The organism is Rhodohalobacter sp. (genome assembly GCF_034521535.1).
Taxonomy (GTDB): Bacteria; Bacteroidota; Rhodothermia; order Balneolales; family Balneolaceae; genus Rhodohalobacter.
Map to the genome: position 1 here is coordinate 64,728 of NZ_JAXHMF010000009.1, position 20,527 is coordinate 85,254.

The window sequence follows — 20,527 nt, forward strand, 5'->3', positions numbered from 1 at the left end:
CCATCAAACAGTTATCGGATGAAAATAAACAGTTTCAAATCTCCACCATCACTCTTAAACCCTCAGGGGAAAGAGAGAAAAGTGGGTTATGAGTTCGAGTTTACCGGGATATCCATGGAGCTTGCCTCCGAAATTATACAATCCATTTATGGAGGTGAGATTCAACAAGAATCAACTTATGCATACTCTGTTAATCATACATCTTTCGGTTCATTCAGATTAGAACTGGATGCTCAGCTTTTAAGGGATAAAAAATATGAGGAGATATTCGAAAAGATTGGAATAGATATCAGCTCCTTCAAAAAAAGAGAATCATTAGAAGATTCGTTGAAGGGGATGGCCTCTTCGGTGGTTCCATTCGAGATCATCACTCCACCCATCCAGCTTTCCAAAATGAGTGAACTTAATAAGCTTGTTGATGAGTTGAGGGCTCATAAAGCGAAAGGAACAGGGAGCTCATTTATCTATGCGTTCGGACTGCACCTCAATCCTGAGATTCCGGATTCCACTGTTGAATCTGTATTGAATCATCTGCGCGCATACATTCTACTCGCACACTGGATTCGCAAAGACTCTAAAATCAATATCAGCCGGCAGATCACACCGTATATCAATGAATATGAGGAGGACTATATTATTCATATTCTGAATCCGGACTACAAGCCGAACCTGAATCAGCTGATCAAAGACTACTTTACGTTTGACAATTCCCGCAATCGCCCGCTTGATATGTTGCCTCTGTTCATGTTTTTAAATGAAGAGTTAACCTCGTCCTTAATTTCCGACAGTATCACATCATCACGGCCTACGTATCACTATAGATTACCCAACTGCTCACTTGAAGATGAATCATGGTCATTATCTCAGGAATGGAATCGATGGGTACTGGTAGAAGAACTCGCTTCAGATGAAAAATCGTTAAACCAATATTCGAGAGCATATCTGAAAATGAAACGGGAAACACTTATTCGCTTCGACAATAAATGGATTAAACTGATGGACCGCTGGGTGAAGCATGTTTGGGAATAAACGGCCAACGATCGGAATAACCGGACCCAACCAAGGCGGTGGCGCCGCATGGTTTTTTACTGCCCTTTCCGTGCGCTTAGCCGGTGGTAAACCACTCAGAATCACCCCGGACAGACCTGCTGATGTAAACCAGATTGACGGGTTAATTCTTGGTGGCGGAGCTGATGTTGAACCAAAAAAATATGGACAGGAACGTATTGAAAAATCCGTCTTGGTGAAAAACAAGAGAAATATATTTGAGTGGATACTTTCCATCATCTTTTTCCCCATTTACTGGATTGGCCGATATTTTCGATCAACCAAAACCTCACCGATTGATATCGAAAGGGATAAACTTGAGCTGCAGTTGCTAGAATATGCATTGAATCAAAATAAACCGGTACTGGGTATTTGCAGGGGCATGCAGTTGATGAATGTCCATTTTCAGGGAACACTGCATCAGGATATAAGTGGCTTTTACACAGAGCGCCCTCAAATTGCGTCTATCTTTCCAAAAAAGAGAGTCAAGCTGAGAAAGGGATCAAAGTTGCAAAAAATATTGGATACCGATGTTTGCAATGTAAATGCACTTCATAACCAGGCGATTCACGATCCGGGCAAGGGAGTTCAGCTGGTTGCCAAAGAGCTCTATACCGACATCACCCAAGGCTTTGAACACTCCGGTTTTCCATTTGTAATAGGCGTACAGTGGCACCCGGAATACTTAATTCAGGTTAAAAGACAGCGAAATATTTTCAAGAAGCTTGTAAACCACGCCCGTTAAATCGAATTATTCTGAGATTTGTTTTCTATCTGTTAGATTGTAAAAACAAATCAGTAATCAATGAAACAGAATAAACCACTTCTTTTTTTATTCACTCTGGTGATTCTCACCGGTTGCCTGAACCCCGTGCGAAATCTCTATCCTGATGACCCCGATTTGCGTACCGTTCCCGTATACATTGTAAGTCACGGATGGCACGCAGGAATTGCAATAGAGTCGGAATACGTTTTAAATCAGATTCCTGAACACCCTGAAATCCCGGATACTAAATTCTTAAAATTCGGATGGGGGGATGCCAGGTATTACTCAGATACTGAAGCGGGTTTTTGGATCATGATGCGAGCCGCACTGCTACCAACCAAAAGTGCTATTCACGTTGTAGGATTCGATGTTCCTGTTGAGATGTACTTTTCGGGAAGTAAAGTTGTTGAGATCAAGATCACGGAAGAAGGAGCCGTTGAGCTGGGTAAATTTATAGACCAAACCATCAAGAAAAATAAAGACGGAGATCCGGTCTTTTATGCCGATGGACTCTATCGAAACAGCGTCTTTCTGGAATCAGAGAAAATTTACATTTTACCCAGAACCTCGAATAAGTGGACCGCTAAAGCTTTACGAAAAACCGGGTATCCCATCTCCCCTTTCTATGCCTTTACTTCCGGAAATGTGATTAAACAAGCATCTGAGGATGGGGTAGTCATTCAATAAAGAGAAGTTAGCTATTCAACTATTTATCCCAAAGCCACATCAAGCGTCATCATCAGCACAAATCCCACCATCGTGGCCAATGTTGCCAAATCAGTATTTCCATGATGTTGAGATTCCGGAACCAGTTCTTCAACAACCACATAGATCATGGCACCGGCAGCAAATGCCAAAGCAAAAGGCAAAATAGGTTGAACAAATATCACCGCAAGAGCACCAATTACGGCAAAAGCCGGCTCAACAGCACCGGAGAGCTGTCCATAAAAAAAGCTTTTTCCTCTTCCAACACCTTCCCGGCGAAGTGGAACAGAAACAGCTGTGCCTTCAGGCAGGTTTTGAATTCCAATACCGATAGCCAATACAATTGCACCGGCAATGGTGGCCGTTCCAGTTGGATCAATTCCGGTTGCCGCAGCACCAAACAACACACCGATTGCCAATCCTTCAGGGATATTATGGAGCGTGATTGCAAGCACAAGAAGAGTAGATCTTCTCCAGCTGGTGCCAACACCTTCGGCATCAGACATTGGCAAACCTATGTGAAGGTGAGGCATGTAAGCATCACAAAGTCTTAGAAAAAGACCCCCAATTAAAAATCCTGACGCAGCAGGAATCCAGCCAATACCGCCCATTGCTTCCGTCATTTCAATAGCAGGGATAATGAGCGACCAAACACTGGCAGCAATCATAACTCCGGCCGCAAATCCAAGCATACTGTCCAGGGTTTTCTGGCCAACATTTTTTGTTAAAAATACAACGGCAGCCCCCAATGCTGTCATTCCCCATGTAAAGAGCCCGCCGGTGAGGGCTTGAATCATTGGGTTTAGTTCAAAAAACCAATCAGGTATAAGTTCCATAGGTCGTTTTTGTTTTAAATGTACAAATATTTAGCCTTGGCTAAAAATAATTATTTCACGTTGAATGTGTTCTTCAGGAGTCACTACACAGAGAATACAATTAATGAAATATGATCTTAAAAAAGTAATCTGCCGGGGATGTAATGCCCCCTAAAAAACCTTATATTTTGCAGATAAAATTATTTGGAGTTTAAGCGGTAAATTTTATGCTTTTTTTAGAGATTGGCTGAACCGTTTATAAACAAAGATTGTTTGCTCAACAGACTACCATTAAGCAAAAATATATTATCCCATCCATGAAAATTTCATTTGATAAAGAGCAATTTTCCACGCGTCATATCGGTCCTGACGAAAAGCAGATTGAAGAAATGCTCGAAGTGTCTGGCGCTGAATCTATTTCACAGCTAATTGACGAGACTATTCCGGAGGGGATACGTTTAGAAAAGCCTTTAAGTTTACCCGAACCACTGAGCGAGGTAGACTACATTAGCCATATTAAAGAGACTGCCTCAAAGAACAAGGTATTTAAGTCGTATATAGGAATGGGCTATTACGATACCATTCTCCCGCACGTAATTCTCCGCAACGTAATGGAGAATCCGGGATGGTATACCGCTTATACACCCTATCAGGCAGAAATTGCTCAGGGCCGTCTTGAAGCGCTTATTAATTTTCAGACGATGGTTTCTGATCTTACCGGAATGGAGCTTGCCAATGCCTCGCTACTGGACGAGGGAACGGCTGCGGCAGAAGCTGCATCCATGCTTTATAGCCGTCGAAAAGGAAAGAAAAGGAAATCTGCCAATACACTTTTTGTAGCCGACACTTGTCATCCGCAAACCCTCTCCGTTCTGAAAAACAGAATGGAACCACTCGATATCACGCTAAAAATTGGAAAACCTGAAGACGTTGATGTAACAGATCCTGAGCTTTTTGCAATGATTCTGCAGTATCCTGACACATTCGGTTCCGTAAAAGATTATTCCTCGCTGATTGACGCAGCGCATGAAAACGATGTTTATGTAACGGTAGCCGCCGATCTGATGGCACTCACTCTCCTCACTCCTCCCGGAGAAATGGGCGCTGATGTTGTTGTCGGCTCTACTCAGCGATTTGGAATTCCAATGGGATATGGCGGACCACACGCTGCCTACTTCGCTACACGCGAGGAATTCAAGCGTCAGATACCGGGTAGAATTATCGGAATTACACAGGATTCTGAAGGAAATGTTGCCTACCGAATGGCTCTCCAAACACGTGAACAACATATTCGAAGGGAAAAAGCAACATCCAATATTTGTACAGCCCAGGTATTACTGGCTGTAATAGCCGGGTTCTACGCCGTTTACCACGGACCCAAGGGCCTGAAGAAAATTGCATCCAAGATACACGGTCTCACAAAACTGACCGCACAGGGATTGCAGGAGCTGGGTTTCAGTATCTCCAATGAACACTTTTTTGATACCATCACGGTAACGGACGTGGACAGCAAGGTTGCTGAAAAAGTTAGGGAGCTGGCTGTTCAAAAAAATATCAACTTCCGGTATGAAAATGGCTTGATTGGCATCTCATTTGATGAAGCCAAGCATCTTGAAGATGCCGAAGAGGTTCTAAACATTTTTGCTAAAGCCGTGGACAAAGAATTGTCGTTCAATGTCACAAAAGCTTCTGAAAATCTATCGGTTGAATTTCCCGAGAAACTAACCCGATCTTCAGAATTCCTGGACCACCCGGTTTTTAACCAGTACCACTCCGAACATGAAATGCTTCGCTATCTGAAAGAGCTCGAAAACCGTGATCTGGATTTAACACACTCCATGATCTCACTCGGTTCGTGCACTATGAAGCTGAACGCCACTGCTGAGATGATCCCGCTCACGTGGCCGGAGTTTGGTAAAATTCATCCTTTTGCACCTTTTGATCAGGCAAAAGGATACCATCAGCTCTTTGATGAACTACAGGCATGGCTGGCCGAAATTACAGGTTTTGATGCAATTTCACTTCAGCCCAACTCGGGTGCACAGGGTGAGTACACCGGACTGATGACAATCAGAGCTTACCACCAGGCTAACGGCGATAATAAACGAAACGTCACAATCGTGCCGTCTTCTGCACACGGCACCAACCCAGCCAGTGCTGTTATGGCCGGAATGGAAGTGGTGGTAACGAAGTGCGACGAGAATGGGAACATCGATCTGGATGATTTGCGTGAAAAAGCAGAGAAATATAGCGATCGTCTATCCGCATTGATGGTTACGTACCCATCAACACACGGTGTGTTTGAGGAAGATATAAAGGAAATTTGCGAAGTGATTCACCAGCACGGCGGTTTGGTCTATATGGACGGTGCCAACATGAACGCCCAGGTGGGTTACACTTCTCCGGCAGCAATCGGTGCCGACGTGTGCCATCTCAATCTGCATAAAACATTTACAATACCACACGGCGGTGGAGGGCCCGGAATGGGGCCAATTGGCGTGGTTGAAAAACTGACTCCTTTTCTGCCGGGACATGATGTAGTGTCGACAGGGTCAGACAATGCCATTCCGGCTGTTGCAGCAGCACCCTGGGGCAGTGCCAGCATCCTGACCATATCTCACGCCTATATTCGAATGATGGGAGGCGAAGGACTTACTAAGGCAACTGAAGCCGCTATTTTAAATGCAAACTACATAAAGGATCGGCTGAAAGATCACTACCCGATTTTGTATACCGGTAAGAGCGGAAGATCTGCACACGAATTTATCATCGATATTCGCGGATTTAAACAGAGTGCAGGAATTGACGCCCCGGATGTTGCAAAGCGCCTGATGGATTATGGCTTTCATGCACCGACCATGTCGTTCCCCGTACCCGGAACCTTAATGATAGAGCCGACTGAGAGTGAATCAAAAGATGAGCTGGATCGGTTCTGCGAGGCAATGATCGGAATCCGAAATGAAATCCGTGACATTGAAAATGATAAAGCAGATAAGGAGAACAATGTGCTGAAAAATGCTCCGCATACCATGCGGGTCATTGCTTCCGGAGAATGGAATCACCCATATACCCGTGAAGAAGCCGTCTTCCCGCTGCCTAATCTTCGATTTAACAAGTTCTGGCCTGCTGTAGGCAGAGTTGATGATGCGTATGGGGACAGAAACCTTATATGTTCATGCCTGCCATTGGAAGAATATACGGAAGGCCAAGAGCCTGCAACAGCCTGATAGTTTGTTAAACAGATGGTATTTAACTGCCATCTGTTAATAAATTCTCATGTTAACCGGCCATACTTAACTATTGCTAACTGAATGTATCTTTGTTTAAGTGTATTTTTAGAGAAAGAAAAATTCACGAAAGGTGTCTCTCACTTATGAAAAGAAAAGTTGTTATAGTAGAAGACGATCGGTTGCTCTCCATCGTTCTTAAAAAAATGGCTACATCCATGGGATATGAAGTGCTTGCTACTTGTCCCGGCGGACGAAATGCAGTTGATACGGTAGAAGAAATGAAGCCGGATCTTGTTATCATGGATATTATGCTGGCTGATAACGTCTCAGGAATTGAGGCAATGAAAACAATTCGTAATAATTCTGATGTTCCAGTTGTTTACATAACTGCCCAGAATGATTTACGAATCAAACAAGAGGCAACTACGGTACAAAATTCAGCTTATTTACTGAAACCGGTCAGAATGAATCAGCTTCAGGAAGCTATTCAAACCGTTCAGTTTGCCGCCTGATTCCAGCCCGGTAATTTTAAAATTCGATCACTGTTTTCAAAAGGTTCAGAAATTTCATCTGAACCTTTTTTTATTTTCATCTCTCTCATAAGCTCAACCCCGGTCCTTGCCTCCAAATCACGCACAGAGAATGATTTCCCCCTGTCGCCGGATGCTACATGAATTTCTGCTGTACACAATTTTCGCCATCGCTGAAAAGGACTTTGACTTATCGTAATATTTTGAATCCTGTTCCGGTTGATAAAAGCGGTTGATTTCGACAGTGTCCGGCTTCTGAAGATAAATGAACCCTCATTCCAGCCCACTGCTGCAGCTCTGTATTTTAACCATCCCCACAGCATAGCAAGCGCCGGTATTAACCAAATCCAGTTATTTAAACTTAGCCAAAAATAGAGGGGAACAATTGCTGCTGTAATAAAGAAGGTAGACCGGAATAGATAACGCCTCAAAGCTCTTTTTGGCAGTTTCAGTCCATCCATCTCTTTTTGATAGGATGGCACCACTTCATTCAGCAACTGAAGTACTTCTGATCGCTTCACTAATGGAAAGAGTACGATAGAGCCTGTCCCCTTTTCATCTCCGTACCCGGCGCTTTCAAGATGCAGGGAAGTATAACCAAGAGGCTGACGTATCATCCCTTCAGCAACATGAATAGCTTGTATTCGATTGTAAGGAACCGTAACTCTCTTCTTTTCAAAAATACCCCGGGTAATTACCATCTCCTTCTCTTTAACTGTCAAGCTGAAATTACCGTAGCTGAACAGTGTACTAAAAAAGGAGAGCAGCCAGGCAAAAACTACAAAGATCACAATTACGGTAACAAAGAATACAACATCCGTTTGAGACGGCAGAATTTCGAATACATACTCGAAAAGTTCAGATTCACTGATTAAGGGTTCAACCTGGGAAAAAACGGTTGCCAAGATTGAGAGTGCAATTCCAAAACTACCGGATGTTGATGCGGCAATGAGCAGTTCTTTGCCCGGTAAGCCAAACTCTTTTTTAGCGCTTTCTACTTGCGAAACACTCTCCTCTCCCTCTTCACTTTCACTGTCTTCATCTCTTAGTAACCGGTTTATCTCCCTTGCCTTATCTAAAGAAATTGCATCGATTGCCGCTTCGCGAGAAGATGATCCGGCAGTTTGAATATCCACTCTTACAAGTCCGAACAGTCTCTGAATAACCCCTGAAGTTATATCAATGACCTGCACTCTGTCTTTAGAGAGGTATAGATTTTTTCGTACAAAAATTCCGCTTTTTATATGGAGCTCTCCCTCCTCTATTTTAAACAGGAATCGCCACCAGTTTGCCACACCCACTACAAGCAAAAAAGCAAAACCGCCTCCAATCCACCATAAAAACGGAAAGCTCTCGCTGCGTGCTCCTACAACCAGAAATACGATTATCGTAACCAGATTGCCCTTTATAAGACTGAAGGCTCTGCTTACAGCTGCAACCGGATGTTGCCTTTGAAAATCAAACATCTTCTTCTGCCAGTCGTGCGTATTTAGAAATTTGATCCCGTACCCGATCCGCGATCACTACATCCAGAGCCGGGATCTCATGAGTTGTTGCAGCCGTGGAAATAGTAACCGTGGCTAAACTATACCATCTGAGTAGCGGGCCCTGCCGTGTGTCTACATGCTGTACGCGGCTGAGCGGGATAAGAGTTCGACTCTTTATCAAAACCCCTCTTTTTAAATCAATTTCGTCGGAATCCACTGCATATCTCCAGTTTTTCCAGCTTAAGAACGGAAGAAATGCTACCGTGAATATCCAGAATCCAAAAATAACAACCGATGAGGTCAAAACTATCCAGAAGTGAAAAGATCCGGTACCAAAAACAGCGGCATATACTGCCGGAATACCAAAGAAAAACAGATTACCGACCGCACTTCCCATCTGCCAAACTTTGATGGCGCGAGGAGGTAGTTTATGAAATGGAGTATTTTTCATGTAAGACAATATTAGATTTGACCCAAAACTACATCTTTACCTGTAGAGAGTACAATAGTTTTCCAAAAACAGATAAACCGGGAAAATAGATCGCATAAAAAAAGCCACCTCCGATAAAATCGGGGTGGCCTGCAAAACTATAGACCCTTTTAGTCTTTGTTTTTAATATCCTGAATTTCAAGTCGGATTTCTTGAGATAACTTTTTCAGCTCTTGAAGTTGCTTACGGGCACGTGTACCTGCAGCTTTATTTCCTTTATTGTAGAACTTGTCCAGTTCGCCTTCCAGTTCGCCTGCAAGGTTTTTAATTTCGTCCATTCTGCTCATATCAATATTCCATTTAGTTAGTAATTTATCTGATGAGATAACTCATCCTGTAATCAGTGCAAAGATATATTTCCATCCCTGTACCTTAATCGGCTCAATTTAACACATTAGGGGGAATTTCCTACCTTTTTTTCGACTTTTTCGAGAAAAACTTCCGTGCTACTCTCGATTGTCATGATACCAGTCAGCCGCTTTTTCTCCTCTGTTTTGATCAACAAACAGACAGACCAAAATAGCCATCAAAAAAAGCGCCGCACAGAAGAGTACAGACTGCTGAAGACCAAATTCGGCCTGCAGAAGACCCAAGCCGATAATTCCAAAAACACCTGCAATTTTGTTTGATAGTCCCCAGAATCCAAAAAATTCCGCTGATTTCTGCTCCGGACTGAACAATCCAACGAGTGCTCTGCTCGCCGATTGACTCGATCCCAGGCTTAAACCTGCAATAATTCCGATATACAGAAATACATATTGAGCCTCAAAAGCTGTCGAAAAGGTTGTGTTAATCCACACTGTAATATCTGTCACCGCCCAGATTCCCAAAACTCCAATAAACCACAAAAGCAGTGTTAAAGTTATATATGATCTTCGCACCAAATCTATCCTGAAGAAACCCAAACGAAAAGGCCCCAATAGCCGCTGTAATCTGAACCACTACGAACATCAGCACCCTCACGGTCTCGTCCCATTTAACAACCTGATCGCCGTAAATGAAGGCGAATGATACAACAATGTATATTCCCGCCATCGCAAAGAACACGGAAATTAAAAAGATTGCCAGATCACGAAACGATCCAATTTCCTTAACTGTATCCCCTAAACGCTTAAATCCCATTGAGAAAAACGTCTCACCTTCGGGCAGTTCTTTTCTGGGACCGGGCTCTTTCACCCATAAAAATGTGGGTATAGCCGTAATCATAAAAAAGAATGCCGCATATGGCCCAACCCATCGGATCCGGTCAAAATTTTCAGCAGTGGCATCTCCCAGATATACGATCACAAAACCTGCAGCTACCAATCCACCCAAATAGCCTAATGCCCAGCCAAATCCGGATATTTTTCCCAAATCGCTCGGAGGTCCAAGACTTGGCAAAAAGGAGGCTATAAAGTTTTCCCCTATGGAATAAGCAAAGTTTGATATGATGATTAATATTACACCGAGTACAACCAGGCCCGGTTCAACAAAATAGAGAAACGCAGTGGAGATAATCGTCAGCAGATAGCTGTAAAACAGAAACTTCTTTTTAAGGGCCGAATAATCCATAATCGCCCCAAAAACAGGACCGGACAGGACCACAATAAAATAGCTCACCGAAAGAGCAATACTCCAAAGTAAATTTCCAAGCCTAAAATCATTGTCCGCATCTCCAACGATAACTGTTGTAAACAGAACGGGAAAAATCACCGTAATAATCAGCAGCGTATATGCCTGATTGGCGAAATCGAACATCGCCCACCCAAAGATCTCTTTATTGGATGCGCGAGGTGTCTCTTTTCTGGCTCTTCTCATTTCACACAGTGTTCTTTATTGTTAACTGTCTTTATAGATATTTTTGCGACTCAGCAACAGCCAAAGCATCAACGAGGTTATTGAGCTCATTATCTGAATGCCCCTTCACTTTAATCCAGCTAACCTTATGTGGTTCTGCTGCCTTTAACATTTCCTGCCAAAGCTCTTTATTCTCAACCGGTTTTTTGTTTGATTTCTTCCAGCCGCGCTTTTGCCAGTTTTCAATCCATCCCTGTGTAAATGCATTGATAATCAACGCGCTATCGCTATGGATTTTTACGTGACATTTTTTATTCAGCGATTTAAGTCCTTCGATAACCGCACGCATCTCCATTCGGTTGTTGGTCGTTGCCGGATCACCGCCCTTTAGCTCTTTGCGTTTTCCATTCCAAATCAACAGCGCTCCCCATCCGCCCGGACCGGGATTTCCGCTGCATGCACCATCTGTATATAAAATCACTTCTGGCAATTTATTCGACATATCTTAGGGTAATTGTTTTCAGATTTTCTTTGAGTTCTGATGCTTTTTGTGAAATGAGTTCCGCCCAGTTTTCTTCATCACCCCCGGCGTAGATGATACCCCGGGATGAATTTATAACCGGAATCCCAATGTGATCTTTAAGCAGAGTACTTAATTTTTCAATTGAACCGCCTTGTGCACCAATCCCCGGTATAAGTAAACTGGCCTCGGGAAATGCACGAATTACAGGAGCTATTGAATCAATCTGGGTTGCTCCAACCACCATTCCTAAATGAGCCTTACTCATCTCCTGTTTTTTAGATAGTTCTTCGGCAATGTATTCACTGAGTGTCATCCTTCCTTGAAACCGACGCTGAAAAAAGTCTGCTGATCCTGAATTTGATGTCAATGCAAGCGTATAAATTGCATTCGATTCATCTTCCAGAAAAGGGTCCAGCGTATCGAGCCCCATCAAGGGATTCAACGTGAGTGCGTCAGTCTGATAGCGTTCAAAATAGGTTCGCCTATACATCCTGGCGGTATTCCCAATATCGCCTCTTTTGGCATCCGCAATCACAATCCGATTGCTTGGAATTACGTCCAGAAGCTTTTCAAATGCCTCCCAGCCCGGAGATCCTAATGCCTCAAAAAAAGCCACATTTGGCTTGAAGGCGCAGGCATGGATTTTGGTCGATTCCACCACCCGCCTGCAAAATTCGAAAATAAGATCCGCTTCATTGGTGTATTTCTGCCTGAGTGGCGCCGGTATTTTTTCCGGGACCGGATCTAATCCTACACAAAGAGTTGAATTTGCCGACTGTACCGCCCTTCTTAGTTTGTCTGAATAATTCATATCTGCTTTTGATTCTAAACTTTTGGAAGATAATAATTAAAAGCCTAAGATTGAGCCCGTATTCAAACAACACTTAATTAACATTTAAACAAAATGAGCTGGTTTGAAGAGTGGTTTGACAGCCCTTTGTACGAAAAACTATACTCAAACAGAGATGAGAAGGAAGCAGCATTTTTAGCCGACTTGATTGAGGAAGTTATTCCTGTATCACATTATCAAAACATTCTGGATCTGGGATGTGGCCGTGGCCGTCACTCTATCACTCTTGCACAAAGAGGCTATCAGGTTACCGGGATCGATCTCTCTGAAAAAGCGATTAAAAAAGCTAAAAAAAATGCCAAACAGAAGAAGCTTCACAATGTTGAGTTCCTCGTACGGGATATGAGAGATCCGATGCCCAAGCAGTTTGATGCAATAGTAAATCTGTTTACAACATTTGGATATTTTCTGGAGGATGAAGAGAATCGGAGAGTTCTGAGAAACACCCCAAAAATGTTAATCGAAGGAGGAGTTCTCTTTATTGATTATCTCAACCCTCATTACGTGGAAAAAAATCTTGTACCATCAGAGAGCGGTATCTACGAAAACCTTATCTACAACGTAACTCGAAAAATTAAAGACGGTATGGTTTTTAAAACCATACAGTTTTCGGGTGAATCTTTAGATAAGCCTGTTAAATACATAGAACGGGTAAAACTTTACGGACTTGAATGGTTTAACGAGGTACTTGGAGAGTGCGGCTTTAAAATAATTGAAACGTACGGCAATTATGATGGAGCTCCATTTCTTTCAGAATCTCCCCGCATGATCATCGTCGCCAAATTGATAAAATAAACCGCTACAATACTGTATCCTTAAAAACCTCTTCTGCACCATGCGGCGGACGGTCCAGGGTCCATGTTTCAAAATAGAACTTCCGCTCAGATCGCACTCTTTTTCCGTTGATGCTAAAAAATCGAAACTCATCGGAAACCATTTTTTTAAACTGTTCAAAAAATGGCCTGTAAATATTTTGCTTTGAAAAGAGGTGCAGATCGTATCCGTTGTGGGCAGGCTCTTTATATAGAACAAGATCATCACCCTCTAAAACATTAGCCAGTCCGGATTTCTTATGACCTACGTTGCTGTTATAATCAAGCTTTAAATCCTGATCTGTCCAGCTGTTTTTATAGGATTTGGATAGTATGAGAGGCTCTCCCATTTTTGAACCTTCAATACCGTCTTTTATTGAAACCTGATCTTCATCACGAAATACCTGATACTCCATAAGAGCTTCAGAAAATCGATCTATCCATTCATCATAGTGTGATAAGCAGTTCAGCCCGAACTCTTTTTTGTTCAATACCGTACCCGAAAAATAGAACTTTGAATAGGTGGGATCCGGTTTTAAAAAATCTTCTATACTTCCCGATACCTCCTGCGAATCTCTATCGAGCTGCCGTTCTCTCAGTTGATCAAGTCGTATATCGTGCTCATAAATCAGTTTAAACAAGTCTGCCATAATCACCCGTTGCTTTTTGTAGCTTTGAATTTCAAACAAATAAAAAACCCCGACAATTTCTCATCGGGGTTTTCAATAAAACTTTAACGATTACAGTTGATTAGATCATTGTTGCGATAACAAGTGCAACTACAGCCATCAACTTAATCAGGATGTTCAGAGAAGGCCCTGATGTATCTTTAAACGGATCACCAACGGTATCGCCCACTACAGCTGCTTTATGAGCTTCAGAACCTTTACCGTACGATTTTCCATCAATATCCACGCCTTCTTCAATCATCTTCTTGGCATTATCCCAAGCACCACCGGCGTTAGATTGAAAGAGTGCAAGCAGAACTCCGGATGCAGTAACTCCTGCAAGAAGACCACCCAGCATCAACGGTCCGCCCAGGAAACCGAAAAGAACCGGTACGATCACGGCAAGAAGACCGGGAGCAATCATTTCACGGATAGAAGCCTGAGTTGAAATGGCTACACATTTCTCGTACTCCGCTTTTCCATCAGCTGCATCGAACAGCACACGGTCATCATCGCTCCAGTCTGCAAGCAGTTTACCTTCGTTTCTTCTCATGGCATCCAGTGCCTTGGTAAGCTCAGGGATGTCACGGAACTGACGACGAACCTCTTCAATCATGCTCATTGCAGCACGTCCCACAGCCTGCATCGACAGTGCCGAGAACAGGTAAGGCAGCATAGCACCTACAAAAAGAGCAGCCATTACACTCGGCGCAGTAATATCAATCGCCGTAATGATGCTTTCAGGGTTTGTTGTGTTGTACGCTGTGATATACGCTGCAAAAAGCGCAAGTGCCGTTAAGGCAGCGGATCCAATCGCAAATCCTTTACCGATCGCTGCCGTTGTATTACCAACCGCATCCAGTTTGTCTGTTCGCTCTCGCACTTCAGGCGGAAGCTCAGACATTTCTGCAATACCACCGGCATTATCAGAAATAGGACCGTAAGCATCTACGGCGAGCTGGATTCCCGTGTTGGAAAGCATTCCAACAGCGGCAATCGCAATTCCATAAAGTCCGGCAAAATGGTAAGCGCCCAAAATGGCGACAGCAATAATTACGATAGGAATAGCTGTTGAGATCATACCGACCCCAACTCCCGCAATAATATTTGTGGCAGCACCTGTAACAGACTGCTTCACAATAGACCATACCGGCTTGGTATCAGTTCCTGTGTAGTGCTCAGTAATCAGGCCAATTAACAAACCTGCAGCAAGGCCAAAAATTGTAGCCCAGAAAACTCCCATTGCGGTATAGGTAATTCCGCCAAACTCCCACGATCCCGGAAGCATCCAGTTAATAATCAGATAGGATGCAGCCAACATAATGAAAGCAGAGACAAATTCCCCGGTATTTAACGCTCTTTGAGCATTTCCACCCTCTTTTACTTTTACAAAGAATGTGCCAATGATGGATGTTACAATTCCTACTGCGGCAAGAACCAACGGCAGTAACACGGCATTTAATCCGCCAAACTCATTGGTTAATTCGAAACCTCCAAGTCCCATAAACGCGGCGCCCAGTACCATTGTACCAATTATAGAACCGACGTAAGATTCGAAAAGGTCGGCGCCCATACCGGCAACGTCACCAACATTATCACCTACGTTATCTGCAATGGTTGCAGGGTTCAACGGGTGATCTTCAGGAATACCGGCTTCAACTTTTCCTACAAGATCAGCACCAACATCGGCTGCTTTTGTATAGATACCACCGCCCACACGAGCAAAAAGTGCAATAGATGATGCACCGAATGAGAAACTTGTGATTACAGTGAGCACCTGCTGAACATTATTAATTTCAGTACCAAACATTTTGGTGTATAAGAGAAATAGAAGTCCTAATCCTAGAACTCCAAGACCTACCACACCAAGTCCCATTACAGAACCACCGTTGAAGGCTACATTTAATCCTTGTCCTAAACTTGTTCTTGCTGCGTTCGTTGTTCTTACGTTGGCCTTGGTAGCAACACGCATTCCAATAAAACCAGCGAGGCCGGAACATAGCGCCCCAACAATAAATGAAAAAGATACGAGTATCGATGAATTCTCGGCGCTTGCACCCTGAAGCCCTAAAAGAATTGCCACGATGATTACAAAAATACTGAGAACTTTATATTCAGCTTTGAGGAATGCCATCGCGCCCTTGGCAATGTTCTGACTGATGCGTTCCATTTTTTCGGTTCCAACTTCCTGGTTACTCACCCATTTTGCACGGATATAAGTAAACAGTAATGCCAGTACTCCGGCAAGCGGAATAAGGATAATTATTGTGTTAAGCATGATGATTATTTTGATTATTTTTAGCGATAAATAACGCTCTGTAGTTAGTTAAATTCATTCATTGCGGTATCAATACCACCACGAATAAACGTTAAAATTGCATCCGATGCAAGGTCAATCACTTTCGTAATCGTTTCCCGCTCTTCCGCTGTAAACTTTTGCAACACATAATCTGCCTGTCTCCCTCTGGGAAAGTCATTTCCTATCCCAACTCTAAGTCTTGGAAACGAATTTGTCTGCAGTTTTTCAATAATATCTGAGATTCCATTATGTCCGCCGGCACTCCCGCCGGGTCGCAACCTGATCTGCCCAACGTCCAGGTTAATGTCGTCGTAACAAACCAAACAATCAGACTTTCGGCTGTCTGTTTCTGCTAATGCTTTTGTAATGGCTTTACCGCTTCTGTTCATATATGTGGTAGGCTTGATCAGAACTACGGATTGTCCCTTAAAACGGCCTTCACCTCTGTGGTAAAGGCCGTTATCGGGATCAAAAGAAATGGAAAGTTTTTCGGCAAGGCTGTCTACAACCTCAAAACCAATGTTATGGCGAGAACCATCATACTCCGCACCGGGATTACCCAGGCCAACAATCAGCGCCATAACAGAATACTATGTTATTCTTCTTTTTTCTCTTCTTCGCCCTCGCCTTCAGGTGCTTCTTCTCCTTCAGGAGCCTCTTCACCTTCTGCAAGTTCTTCAGCTTCCTCACCTTCAAGAAGTTCTTCCTCATCAGGTTCAATAGAAGTTGTAAAGAGAGCTTCAGATTTAGGAGGTGCGATGGTTACAATTGTTCGTCGTGGATCATCCAATGGATCAATTCCTTCCATATCCAACTCACTTACGTGCAGTGAATCTCCAATACCGAGATCGGTAATATCCATTTCAAACTCTGCAGGAATTTTATCCGGCATTACCTTTACACGTACAATGCGCATGGTCTGGAATACTCGTCCACCACCGTCTCGAACTCCAATAGCCGTTCCTGTAAGTCGGATTGGAATCTTCAGTTTTACACGCTGTGTTTCGTCCAATACATAGAAATCGGCATGCAGAACCCGGTCGGTAACCGGATCAAACTCAACGTTCTTAAGTAGAGTTTTATAGGTTGTGCCATCAACAGTCAACTCTTGCAGCTTGGTTTCTGATGACGAAAGAATTTTCTCGATGTCCACTTCCGAAATGGAAAAATGGACGTTCTCTTTAACTTTAGGACCGTAAAGAACAGCAGGTACTTTCAGCTCATCTCTCAAGTGAGCAACTGATTTTTTCCCTAAATCTCTTTTCTCGCCTTCCAGTTTATATATATCCGGTTGCTTCATGGTTTTTTAAATTATTGATTAATCATCAAAAAGTGCACTAATAGTCTCGTTGGTATGAATCCGCTGAATCGCTTCTGCGAAAATACCCGCAACACTTAATACTTTAATTTTATCGGATGGCTTCCTCAATGGAACCGTGTCCGTTACTAACAACTGATCGATCGGAGAATCTTCAATTCGCTGATACGCAGGGCCCGACAGTATCGGGTGTGTACAGGTTGTAACAATATTCAACGCTCCTCTCTCCTTGAGAGCAACTGCGGCGTTCGTTATCGTTCCTGCAGTATCAATCAGATCATCTACGATCAATACATTCTTTCCTTCAACCTCACCGATAATATTCATCACCTCGGCAACATTCTGCTTCGGTCTGCGCTTATCGATGAACGCAAGACTCGCGCCGAGCTTCTTAGAATAGGCTCGCGCCATCTTCAAACTTCCGACATCGGGTGCTACTACTACCAAATTTTCAATCGGATTTTCAGTAAAATGCTCAATAAAAATCCGGCTCGCATAGAGGTGATCCAATGGGATATCAAAAAATCCCTGTATCTGCGAAGCGTGAAGATCCATTGTCAATATTCGGTCTGCGCCGGCCTCAACCAATAGGTTAGCCATCATTTTTGAAGCGATGGAGACTCTCGGCTGATCTTTTCGATCCTGACGCGCATATCCAAAATATGGAATAACAGCCGTTACACGTTTAACGGAAGCCCGTTTTGCAGCATCCAACAGGAGCAATAATTCAATGATGTTATCGCCGGGTGGCGGAGTAGACTGAATTACAAATATGTCTTCCCCACGGATACTCTGCTCGTACTTTACATACAATTCGCCATCAGAAAAAGATTTGATCGTCACCTCGCCTAAATCGGCACCATAACTCTCAGCAATGGCCCTGGCCAGTGCAAGATTACTTCGACCGGCAAAAATAGCTAATGGCGTATCCAACGGATTGACAAGTAAAGTTTTATAAAAAAGAAAAAGGAGTACCTCTCTGGCATCCTTTTATTATGACATGTTGCCCGGGGAGGATTCGAACCCCCACTGACTGGACCAAAACCAGCTGTCCTGCCATTAGACGACCGGGCAATTCATCGAATTGACAGAAACCAAAGATAGAAACAAGATATTTATGTGTCAAGGATTAATTACACTTTTAAACACCTCGCATCTGTGACAGTTCCTCTGCTTACAAAATCTTTTATACTGGTGAGCAAGCCCAAATTTTTTAACGCTTTTCCCAATCTCAAATCCTGACTCTTCAAAGGGACGGCGTACTTCTTTGGGAAGTATCGCAATTGAGTTTACCCAGCCGTTATATGCGCTTGAACATAACTTCTGTGCAAAAAACAGATCGCCGAGCAGATATATGGATGGAAGAAAAACCGTTTTGTGTATAATTTCCATCCGGGAACTACCGGGCAACTCAGACTTGGACAAGGAAGCTATTAACGAATTCCAGGAGTCTGTTCCCGATTTCAGATAAGTTTCGAACTTCACATCTATAAATTGATGGTGCAGAATTGCAGCTTGCCGAACTCTGTTTTTCGGCTGACTTCCCGGCCTCATCCCTGAGAAGTTCCAGTTATACTTTTCGCTTTGCGGATTTTCAAAAGCAAGCGCCAACACCTGCTGAACAAACTCATCTCTATCGGTAGATGCCTGCGTCTGATTGTTGAATAATATCTTTTAGTAATCGGCCCATCGAAATACGGTTGGCGGGAATACCGAGGGCACTGTACAGCTGTAAAAGAAAAGCTTTTCGCCAGGCAGTAGATGGCGGCAGACCGGGATCGTAACCTGCCATTAATTCATCTACTTTATAATTAAAATACTCTTTGTGCGCCCTCTCTATCTGAATTTCAAATGCACGCTGATGAATGTGTGTAACACTTCCCGCGCATGGTAAAGCGCCCTTCTCTTTAATGTTCAGTAATTTGTAGAGAGCTTTGTTCAACTTTGAACTAACGTTGAACAGCGCAGGCTTGTGCCCATCTGAAGTTACTGCTCTACCGCTGTTCCCCTCTAAAACCACATGTAGGATAACACTGTTAAAATCCGGATTTGTTTGATGGGAATGCTCGAACCACTCTTTTTCGTGGTTGTGGATTTCAACTGAGCCGTAAAGCTTGAGACCGTTTACAGAGATGCACGCATTTAAAAAATCGGGGCCTGCTCCGCTGTTTTTACGGCCGGGATCCAGGATTTGTAATGAATGACCATCCTGTGTTCTGAGATGATCTACATCAAACTCCAGGTTTTCCCAAATCCACTGGAGTAGGGATTCGTTATATCGGGACCTCATTTTATCGGGGAAGCTTCAGTTCCAGATCATCAATTGTGAGCGATTCGGTTGCTTTATAAAGATCAGGAATTGGATCTTTAAAATTTTTCGCTAAGTCGGTTTTTAATGCGTTCAGCCGAACCTTGCCCAGCTCAGAATATCGGTTTGTTCGGTTAAGAACAGAATCAACCATAATTTTTGATTTTTCTTTGGTTGAATCAAAAGCTTTCTGCACTTCAGCTCTCCTGCTGCCCATCAAAAAACCTGCAACCACACCCCCGGCAAAGGTGCCGCCGGCTAAAATCGATTGTTTAACTAAATGTTTCATAATGCTCCCTTTTGTTCTTCGAATTTACATTATCCGTATTTGTATATAGTATACTAAATTGAATACTTTCTATATAATTTTAGACAACTTATTTAATCTCATGATTCTATCAGACCGCAACAGAATTGAACGTACCGTAAGACGAATGGCTTACCAAATTGTTGAAGAAGCGCATGGTAAACAGATACAGTTAATCGGCCTTAATGAACGGGGATTTGCGTTGGCAGAACAGCTCTGTCATTTCATCAAAAAGGGATCTGATTCACCGGTTTACTCTGAACAACTCTGGGCGCATTCGGATGATTCTTTCACATTGTCCCAACCTGTAAACGAAAATACCGTCTTGGTCATTGTGGATGATGTAATTTTTAGCGGAGAAACAATTCTGAAAGGATTGGACAAAATTACCGGAAGAGAACGTTTTGATAAAATTTTTGTTTCGGTACTAGTCGATCGCGGACATAGAAAGTATCCGATAGAGGCAGCTGTTATTGGAATGAATATTCCCACAAAATTAAATGAACAGATTACAGTAAGCTTAAAAGAGGGAGTACCCGATTCTATTGTCTTAACTGAAAATTGAAATTACAACGAAATAATTAATCATAGACACC

At 43.1% G+C, this 20,527-nt stretch carries 21 protein-coding genes, 1 tRNA gene and 1 pseudogene; 7 read left to right on the plus strand and 16 right to left on the minus strand.

Annotated features, from left to right (window positions below):
- Positions 1–18 precede the first annotated feature (18 nt).
- The 3 genes from U5K35_RS18090 to U5K35_RS18100 are packed head-to-tail and all read left to right on the plus strand — an operon-like array spanning position 19 to position 2,500.
- On the plus strand, positions 19–1,029 hold the full coding sequence (locus U5K35_RS18090) for an amidoligase family protein (RefSeq protein ID WP_322572924.1): 1,011 nt from the start codon (positions 19–21) through the stop codon (positions 1,027–1,029).
- Positions 1,016–1,792: a type 1 glutamine amidotransferase gene (locus U5K35_RS18095; RefSeq protein ID WP_322572925.1), complete on the plus strand. Its 777-nt coding sequence runs from the start codon at positions 1,016–1,018 to the stop codon at positions 1,790–1,792. The genes U5K35_RS18090 and U5K35_RS18095 overlap by 14 nt, the downstream gene beginning before the upstream one ends.
- A 60-nt stretch (positions 1,793–1,852) precedes the next feature.
- On the plus strand, positions 1,853–2,500 hold the full coding sequence (locus tag U5K35_RS18100; protein WP_322572926.1) for a DUF2459 domain-containing protein: 648 nt from the start codon (positions 1,853–1,855) through the stop codon (positions 2,498–2,500).
- A gap of 23 nt (positions 2,501–2,523) precedes the next feature.
- Here the strand turns inward: U5K35_RS18100 and U5K35_RS18105 are convergent, their stop codons facing one another.
- A complete protein-coding gene (locus tag U5K35_RS18105) occupies positions 2,524–3,354 on the minus strand; it encodes a ZIP family metal transporter (RefSeq protein ID WP_322572927.1) in 831 nt (276 codons plus the stop codon).
- 296 nt (positions 3,355–3,650) lie between these two features.
- Between U5K35_RS18105 and gcvP the strand changes: the two genes are divergently transcribed.
- Both gcvP and U5K35_RS18115 read left to right on the plus strand, forming a co-directional pair.
- Positions 3,651–6,560 (plus strand): aminomethyl-transferring glycine dehydrogenase, encoded by a 2,910-nt coding sequence (gcvP, locus tag U5K35_RS18110; RefSeq protein WP_322572928.1) that lies wholly within the window; start codon positions 3,651–3,653, stop codon positions 6,558–6,560.
- A 146-nt stretch (positions 6,561–6,706) separates the two neighbouring features.
- Positions 6,707–7,075 (plus strand): response regulator, encoded by a 369-nt coding sequence (locus U5K35_RS18115; protein WP_322572929.1) that lies wholly within the window; start codon positions 6,707–6,709, stop codon positions 7,073–7,075.
- Here the strand turns inward: U5K35_RS18115 and U5K35_RS18120 are convergent.
- From U5K35_RS18120 to pyrF, 6 genes and pseudogenes are all read right to left on the minus strand, one after another.
- Entirely contained in the window at positions 7,060–8,559 is a 1,500-nt protein-coding gene (locus U5K35_RS18120) for a PH domain-containing protein (RefSeq protein ID WP_322572930.1), read from the minus strand. The two genes, U5K35_RS18115 and U5K35_RS18120, sit on opposite strands and share 16 nt — an antisense overlap.
- The gene (locus U5K35_RS18125) at positions 8,552–9,031 is read right to left on the minus strand and encodes a PH domain-containing protein (protein ID WP_322572931.1); all 480 of its coding nucleotides are present in this window, start codon (positions 9,029–9,031) and stop codon (positions 8,552–8,554) included. Before U5K35_RS18125 ends, U5K35_RS18120 begins: the two co-directional genes overlap by 8 nt.
- Positions 9,032–9,180: 149 nt before the next feature.
- Positions 9,181–9,357, minus strand: coding sequence for a histone H1 (locus U5K35_RS18130; protein ID WP_322572932.1), 177 nt, complete (start codon positions 9,355–9,357; stop codon positions 9,181–9,183).
- 159 nt (positions 9,358–9,516) lie between these two features.
- A pseudogene (locus tag U5K35_RS18140) lies at positions 9,517–10,867 on the minus strand (MFS transporter).
- Between the two features lie 31 nt (positions 10,868–10,898).
- Positions 10,899–11,348 (minus strand): ribonuclease HI, encoded by a 450-nt coding sequence (gene rnhA, locus U5K35_RS18145; RefSeq protein ID WP_322572935.1) that lies wholly within the window; start codon positions 11,346–11,348, stop codon positions 10,899–10,901.
- Positions 11,338–12,180 carry an orotidine-5'-phosphate decarboxylase gene (gene pyrF, locus U5K35_RS18150; protein ID WP_322572936.1) on the minus strand — a complete coding sequence of 281 codons (843 nt, stop codon included), beginning with the start codon at positions 12,178–12,180 and terminating at the stop codon, positions 11,338–11,340. The genes rnhA and pyrF overlap by 11 nt, the downstream gene beginning before the upstream one ends.
- Before the next feature lie 93 nt (positions 12,181–12,273).
- Between pyrF and U5K35_RS18155 the strand changes: the two genes are divergently transcribed.
- The gene (locus U5K35_RS18155; RefSeq protein ID WP_322572937.1) at positions 12,274–13,014 is read left to right on the plus strand and encodes a class I SAM-dependent methyltransferase; all 741 of its coding nucleotides are present in this window, start codon (positions 12,274–12,276) and stop codon (positions 13,012–13,014) included.
- 4 nt (positions 13,015–13,018) lie between these two features.
- On the opposite strand, the gene U5K35_RS18160 is transcribed toward U5K35_RS18155, so the two are convergent.
- The 9 genes from U5K35_RS18160 to U5K35_RS18200 form a co-directional block, all read right to left on the minus strand.
- A complete protein-coding gene (locus tag U5K35_RS18160; RefSeq protein WP_322572938.1) occupies positions 13,019–13,681 on the minus strand; it encodes a hypothetical protein in 663 nt (220 codons plus the stop codon).
- Between the two features lie 100 nt (positions 13,682–13,781).
- Entirely contained in the window at positions 13,782–15,977 is a 2,196-nt protein-coding gene (locus U5K35_RS18165) for a sodium-translocating pyrophosphatase (protein ID WP_322572939.1), read from the minus strand.
- 44 nt (positions 15,978–16,021) lie between these two features.
- Positions 16,022–16,579, minus strand: coding sequence for an aminoacyl-tRNA hydrolase (gene pth, locus U5K35_RS18170; RefSeq protein WP_322572940.1), 558 nt, complete (start codon positions 16,577–16,579; stop codon positions 16,022–16,024).
- A gap of 14 nt (positions 16,580–16,593) precedes the next feature.
- Complete coding sequence (locus tag U5K35_RS18175; RefSeq protein ID WP_322572941.1) at positions 16,594–17,298, minus strand: 50S ribosomal protein L25; 705 nt, start codon at positions 17,296–17,298, stop codon at positions 16,594–16,596.
- 18 nt (positions 17,299–17,316) lie between these two features.
- Positions 17,317–18,249: a ribose-phosphate pyrophosphokinase gene (locus tag U5K35_RS18180; RefSeq protein WP_322572942.1), complete on the minus strand. Its 933-nt coding sequence runs from the start codon at positions 18,247–18,249 to the stop codon at positions 17,317–17,319.
- 70 nt (positions 18,250–18,319) lie between these two features.
- Positions 18,320–18,390 (minus strand) — tRNA-Gln (locus U5K35_RS18185).
- A 48-nt stretch (positions 18,391–18,438) separates the two neighbouring features.
- Positions 18,439–18,927 carry a hypothetical protein gene (locus tag U5K35_RS18190; RefSeq protein WP_322572943.1) on the minus strand — a complete coding sequence of 163 codons (489 nt, stop codon included), beginning with the start codon at positions 18,925–18,927 and terminating at the stop codon, positions 18,439–18,441.
- Between the two features lie 22 nt (positions 18,928–18,949).
- On the minus strand, positions 18,950–19,606 hold the full coding sequence (locus U5K35_RS18195) for a DUF2851 family protein (protein ID WP_322572944.1): 657 nt from the start codon (positions 19,604–19,606) through the stop codon (positions 18,950–18,952).
- A 1-nt stretch (position 19,607) separates the two neighbouring features.
- Positions 19,608–19,913, minus strand: coding sequence for a hypothetical protein (locus tag U5K35_RS18200; protein WP_322572945.1), 306 nt, complete (start codon positions 19,911–19,913; stop codon positions 19,608–19,610).
- A gap of 100 nt (positions 19,914–20,013) precedes the next feature.
- Here U5K35_RS18200 and U5K35_RS18205 point away from each other — a divergent pair, with 100 nt between their 5' ends.
- Positions 20,014–20,496 carry a phosphoribosyltransferase family protein gene (locus U5K35_RS18205; RefSeq protein ID WP_322572946.1) on the plus strand — a complete coding sequence of 161 codons (483 nt, stop codon included), beginning with the start codon at positions 20,014–20,016 and terminating at the stop codon, positions 20,494–20,496.
- Positions 20,497–20,527: the final 31 nt, after the last annotated feature.

Coding starts and splice junctions, on each gene's coding strand:
- U5K35_RS18175 (WP_322572941.1), bottom strand. CDS start 17,298: ATGAAGCAACCGGATATATATAAACTGGAAGGCGAGAAAAGAGATTTA.
- U5K35_RS18160 (WP_322572938.1), bottom strand. CDS start 13,681: ATGGCAGACTTGTTTAAACTGATTTATGAGCACGATATACGACTTGAT.
- gcvP (WP_322572928.1), top strand. CDS start 3,651: ATGAAAATTTCATTTGATAAAGAGCAATTTTCCACGCGTCATATCGGT.
- U5K35_RS18165 (WP_322572939.1), bottom strand. CDS start 15,977: ATGCTTAACACAATAATTATCCTTATTCCGCTTGCCGGAGTACTGGCA.
- U5K35_RS18130 (WP_322572932.1), bottom strand. CDS start 9,357: ATGAGCAGAATGGACGAAATTAAAAACCTTGCAGGCGAACTGGAAGGC.
- U5K35_RS18195 (WP_322572944.1), bottom strand. CDS start 19,606: ATGAGGTCCCGATATAACGAATCCCTACTCCAGTGGATTTGGGAAAAC.
- pth (WP_322572940.1), bottom strand. CDS start 16,579: ATGGCGCTGATTGTTGGCCTGGGTAATCCCGGTGCGGAGTATGATGGT.
- U5K35_RS18105 (WP_322572927.1), bottom strand. CDS start 3,354: ATGGAACTTATACCTGATTGGTTTTTTGAACTAAACCCAATGATTCAA.
- U5K35_RS18205 (WP_322572946.1), top strand. CDS start 20,014: ATGATTCTATCAGACCGCAACAGAATTGAACGTACCGTAAGACGAATG.
- rnhA (WP_322572935.1), bottom strand. CDS start 11,348: ATGTCGAATAAATTGCCAGAAGTGATTTTATATACAGATGGTGCATGC.
- pyrF (WP_322572936.1), bottom strand. CDS start 12,180: ATGAATTATTCAGACAAACTAAGAAGGGCGGTACAGTCGGCAAATTCA.
- U5K35_RS18155 (WP_322572937.1), top strand. CDS start 12,274: ATGAGCTGGTTTGAAGAGTGGTTTGACAGCCCTTTGTACGAAAAACTA.
- U5K35_RS18100 (WP_322572926.1), top strand. CDS start 1,853: ATGAAACAGAATAAACCACTTCTTTTTTTATTCACTCTGGTGATTCTC.
- U5K35_RS18120 (WP_322572930.1), bottom strand. CDS start 8,559: ATGTTTGATTTTCAAAGGCAACATCCGGTTGCAGCTGTAAGCAGAGCC.
- U5K35_RS18200 (WP_322572945.1), bottom strand. CDS start 19,913: ATGAAACATTTAGTTAAACAATCGATTTTAGCCGGCGGCACCTTTGCC.
- U5K35_RS18115 (WP_322572929.1), top strand. CDS start 6,707: ATGAAAAGAAAAGTTGTTATAGTAGAAGACGATCGGTTGCTCTCCATC.
- U5K35_RS18090 (WP_322572924.1), top strand. CDS start 19: ATGAAAATAAACAGTTTCAAATCTCCACCATCACTCTTAAACCCTCAG.
- U5K35_RS18095 (WP_322572925.1), top strand. CDS start 1,016: ATGTTTGGGAATAAACGGCCAACGATCGGAATAACCGGACCCAACCAA.
- U5K35_RS18125 (WP_322572931.1), bottom strand. CDS start 9,031: ATGAAAAATACTCCATTTCATAAACTACCTCCTCGCGCCATCAAAGTT.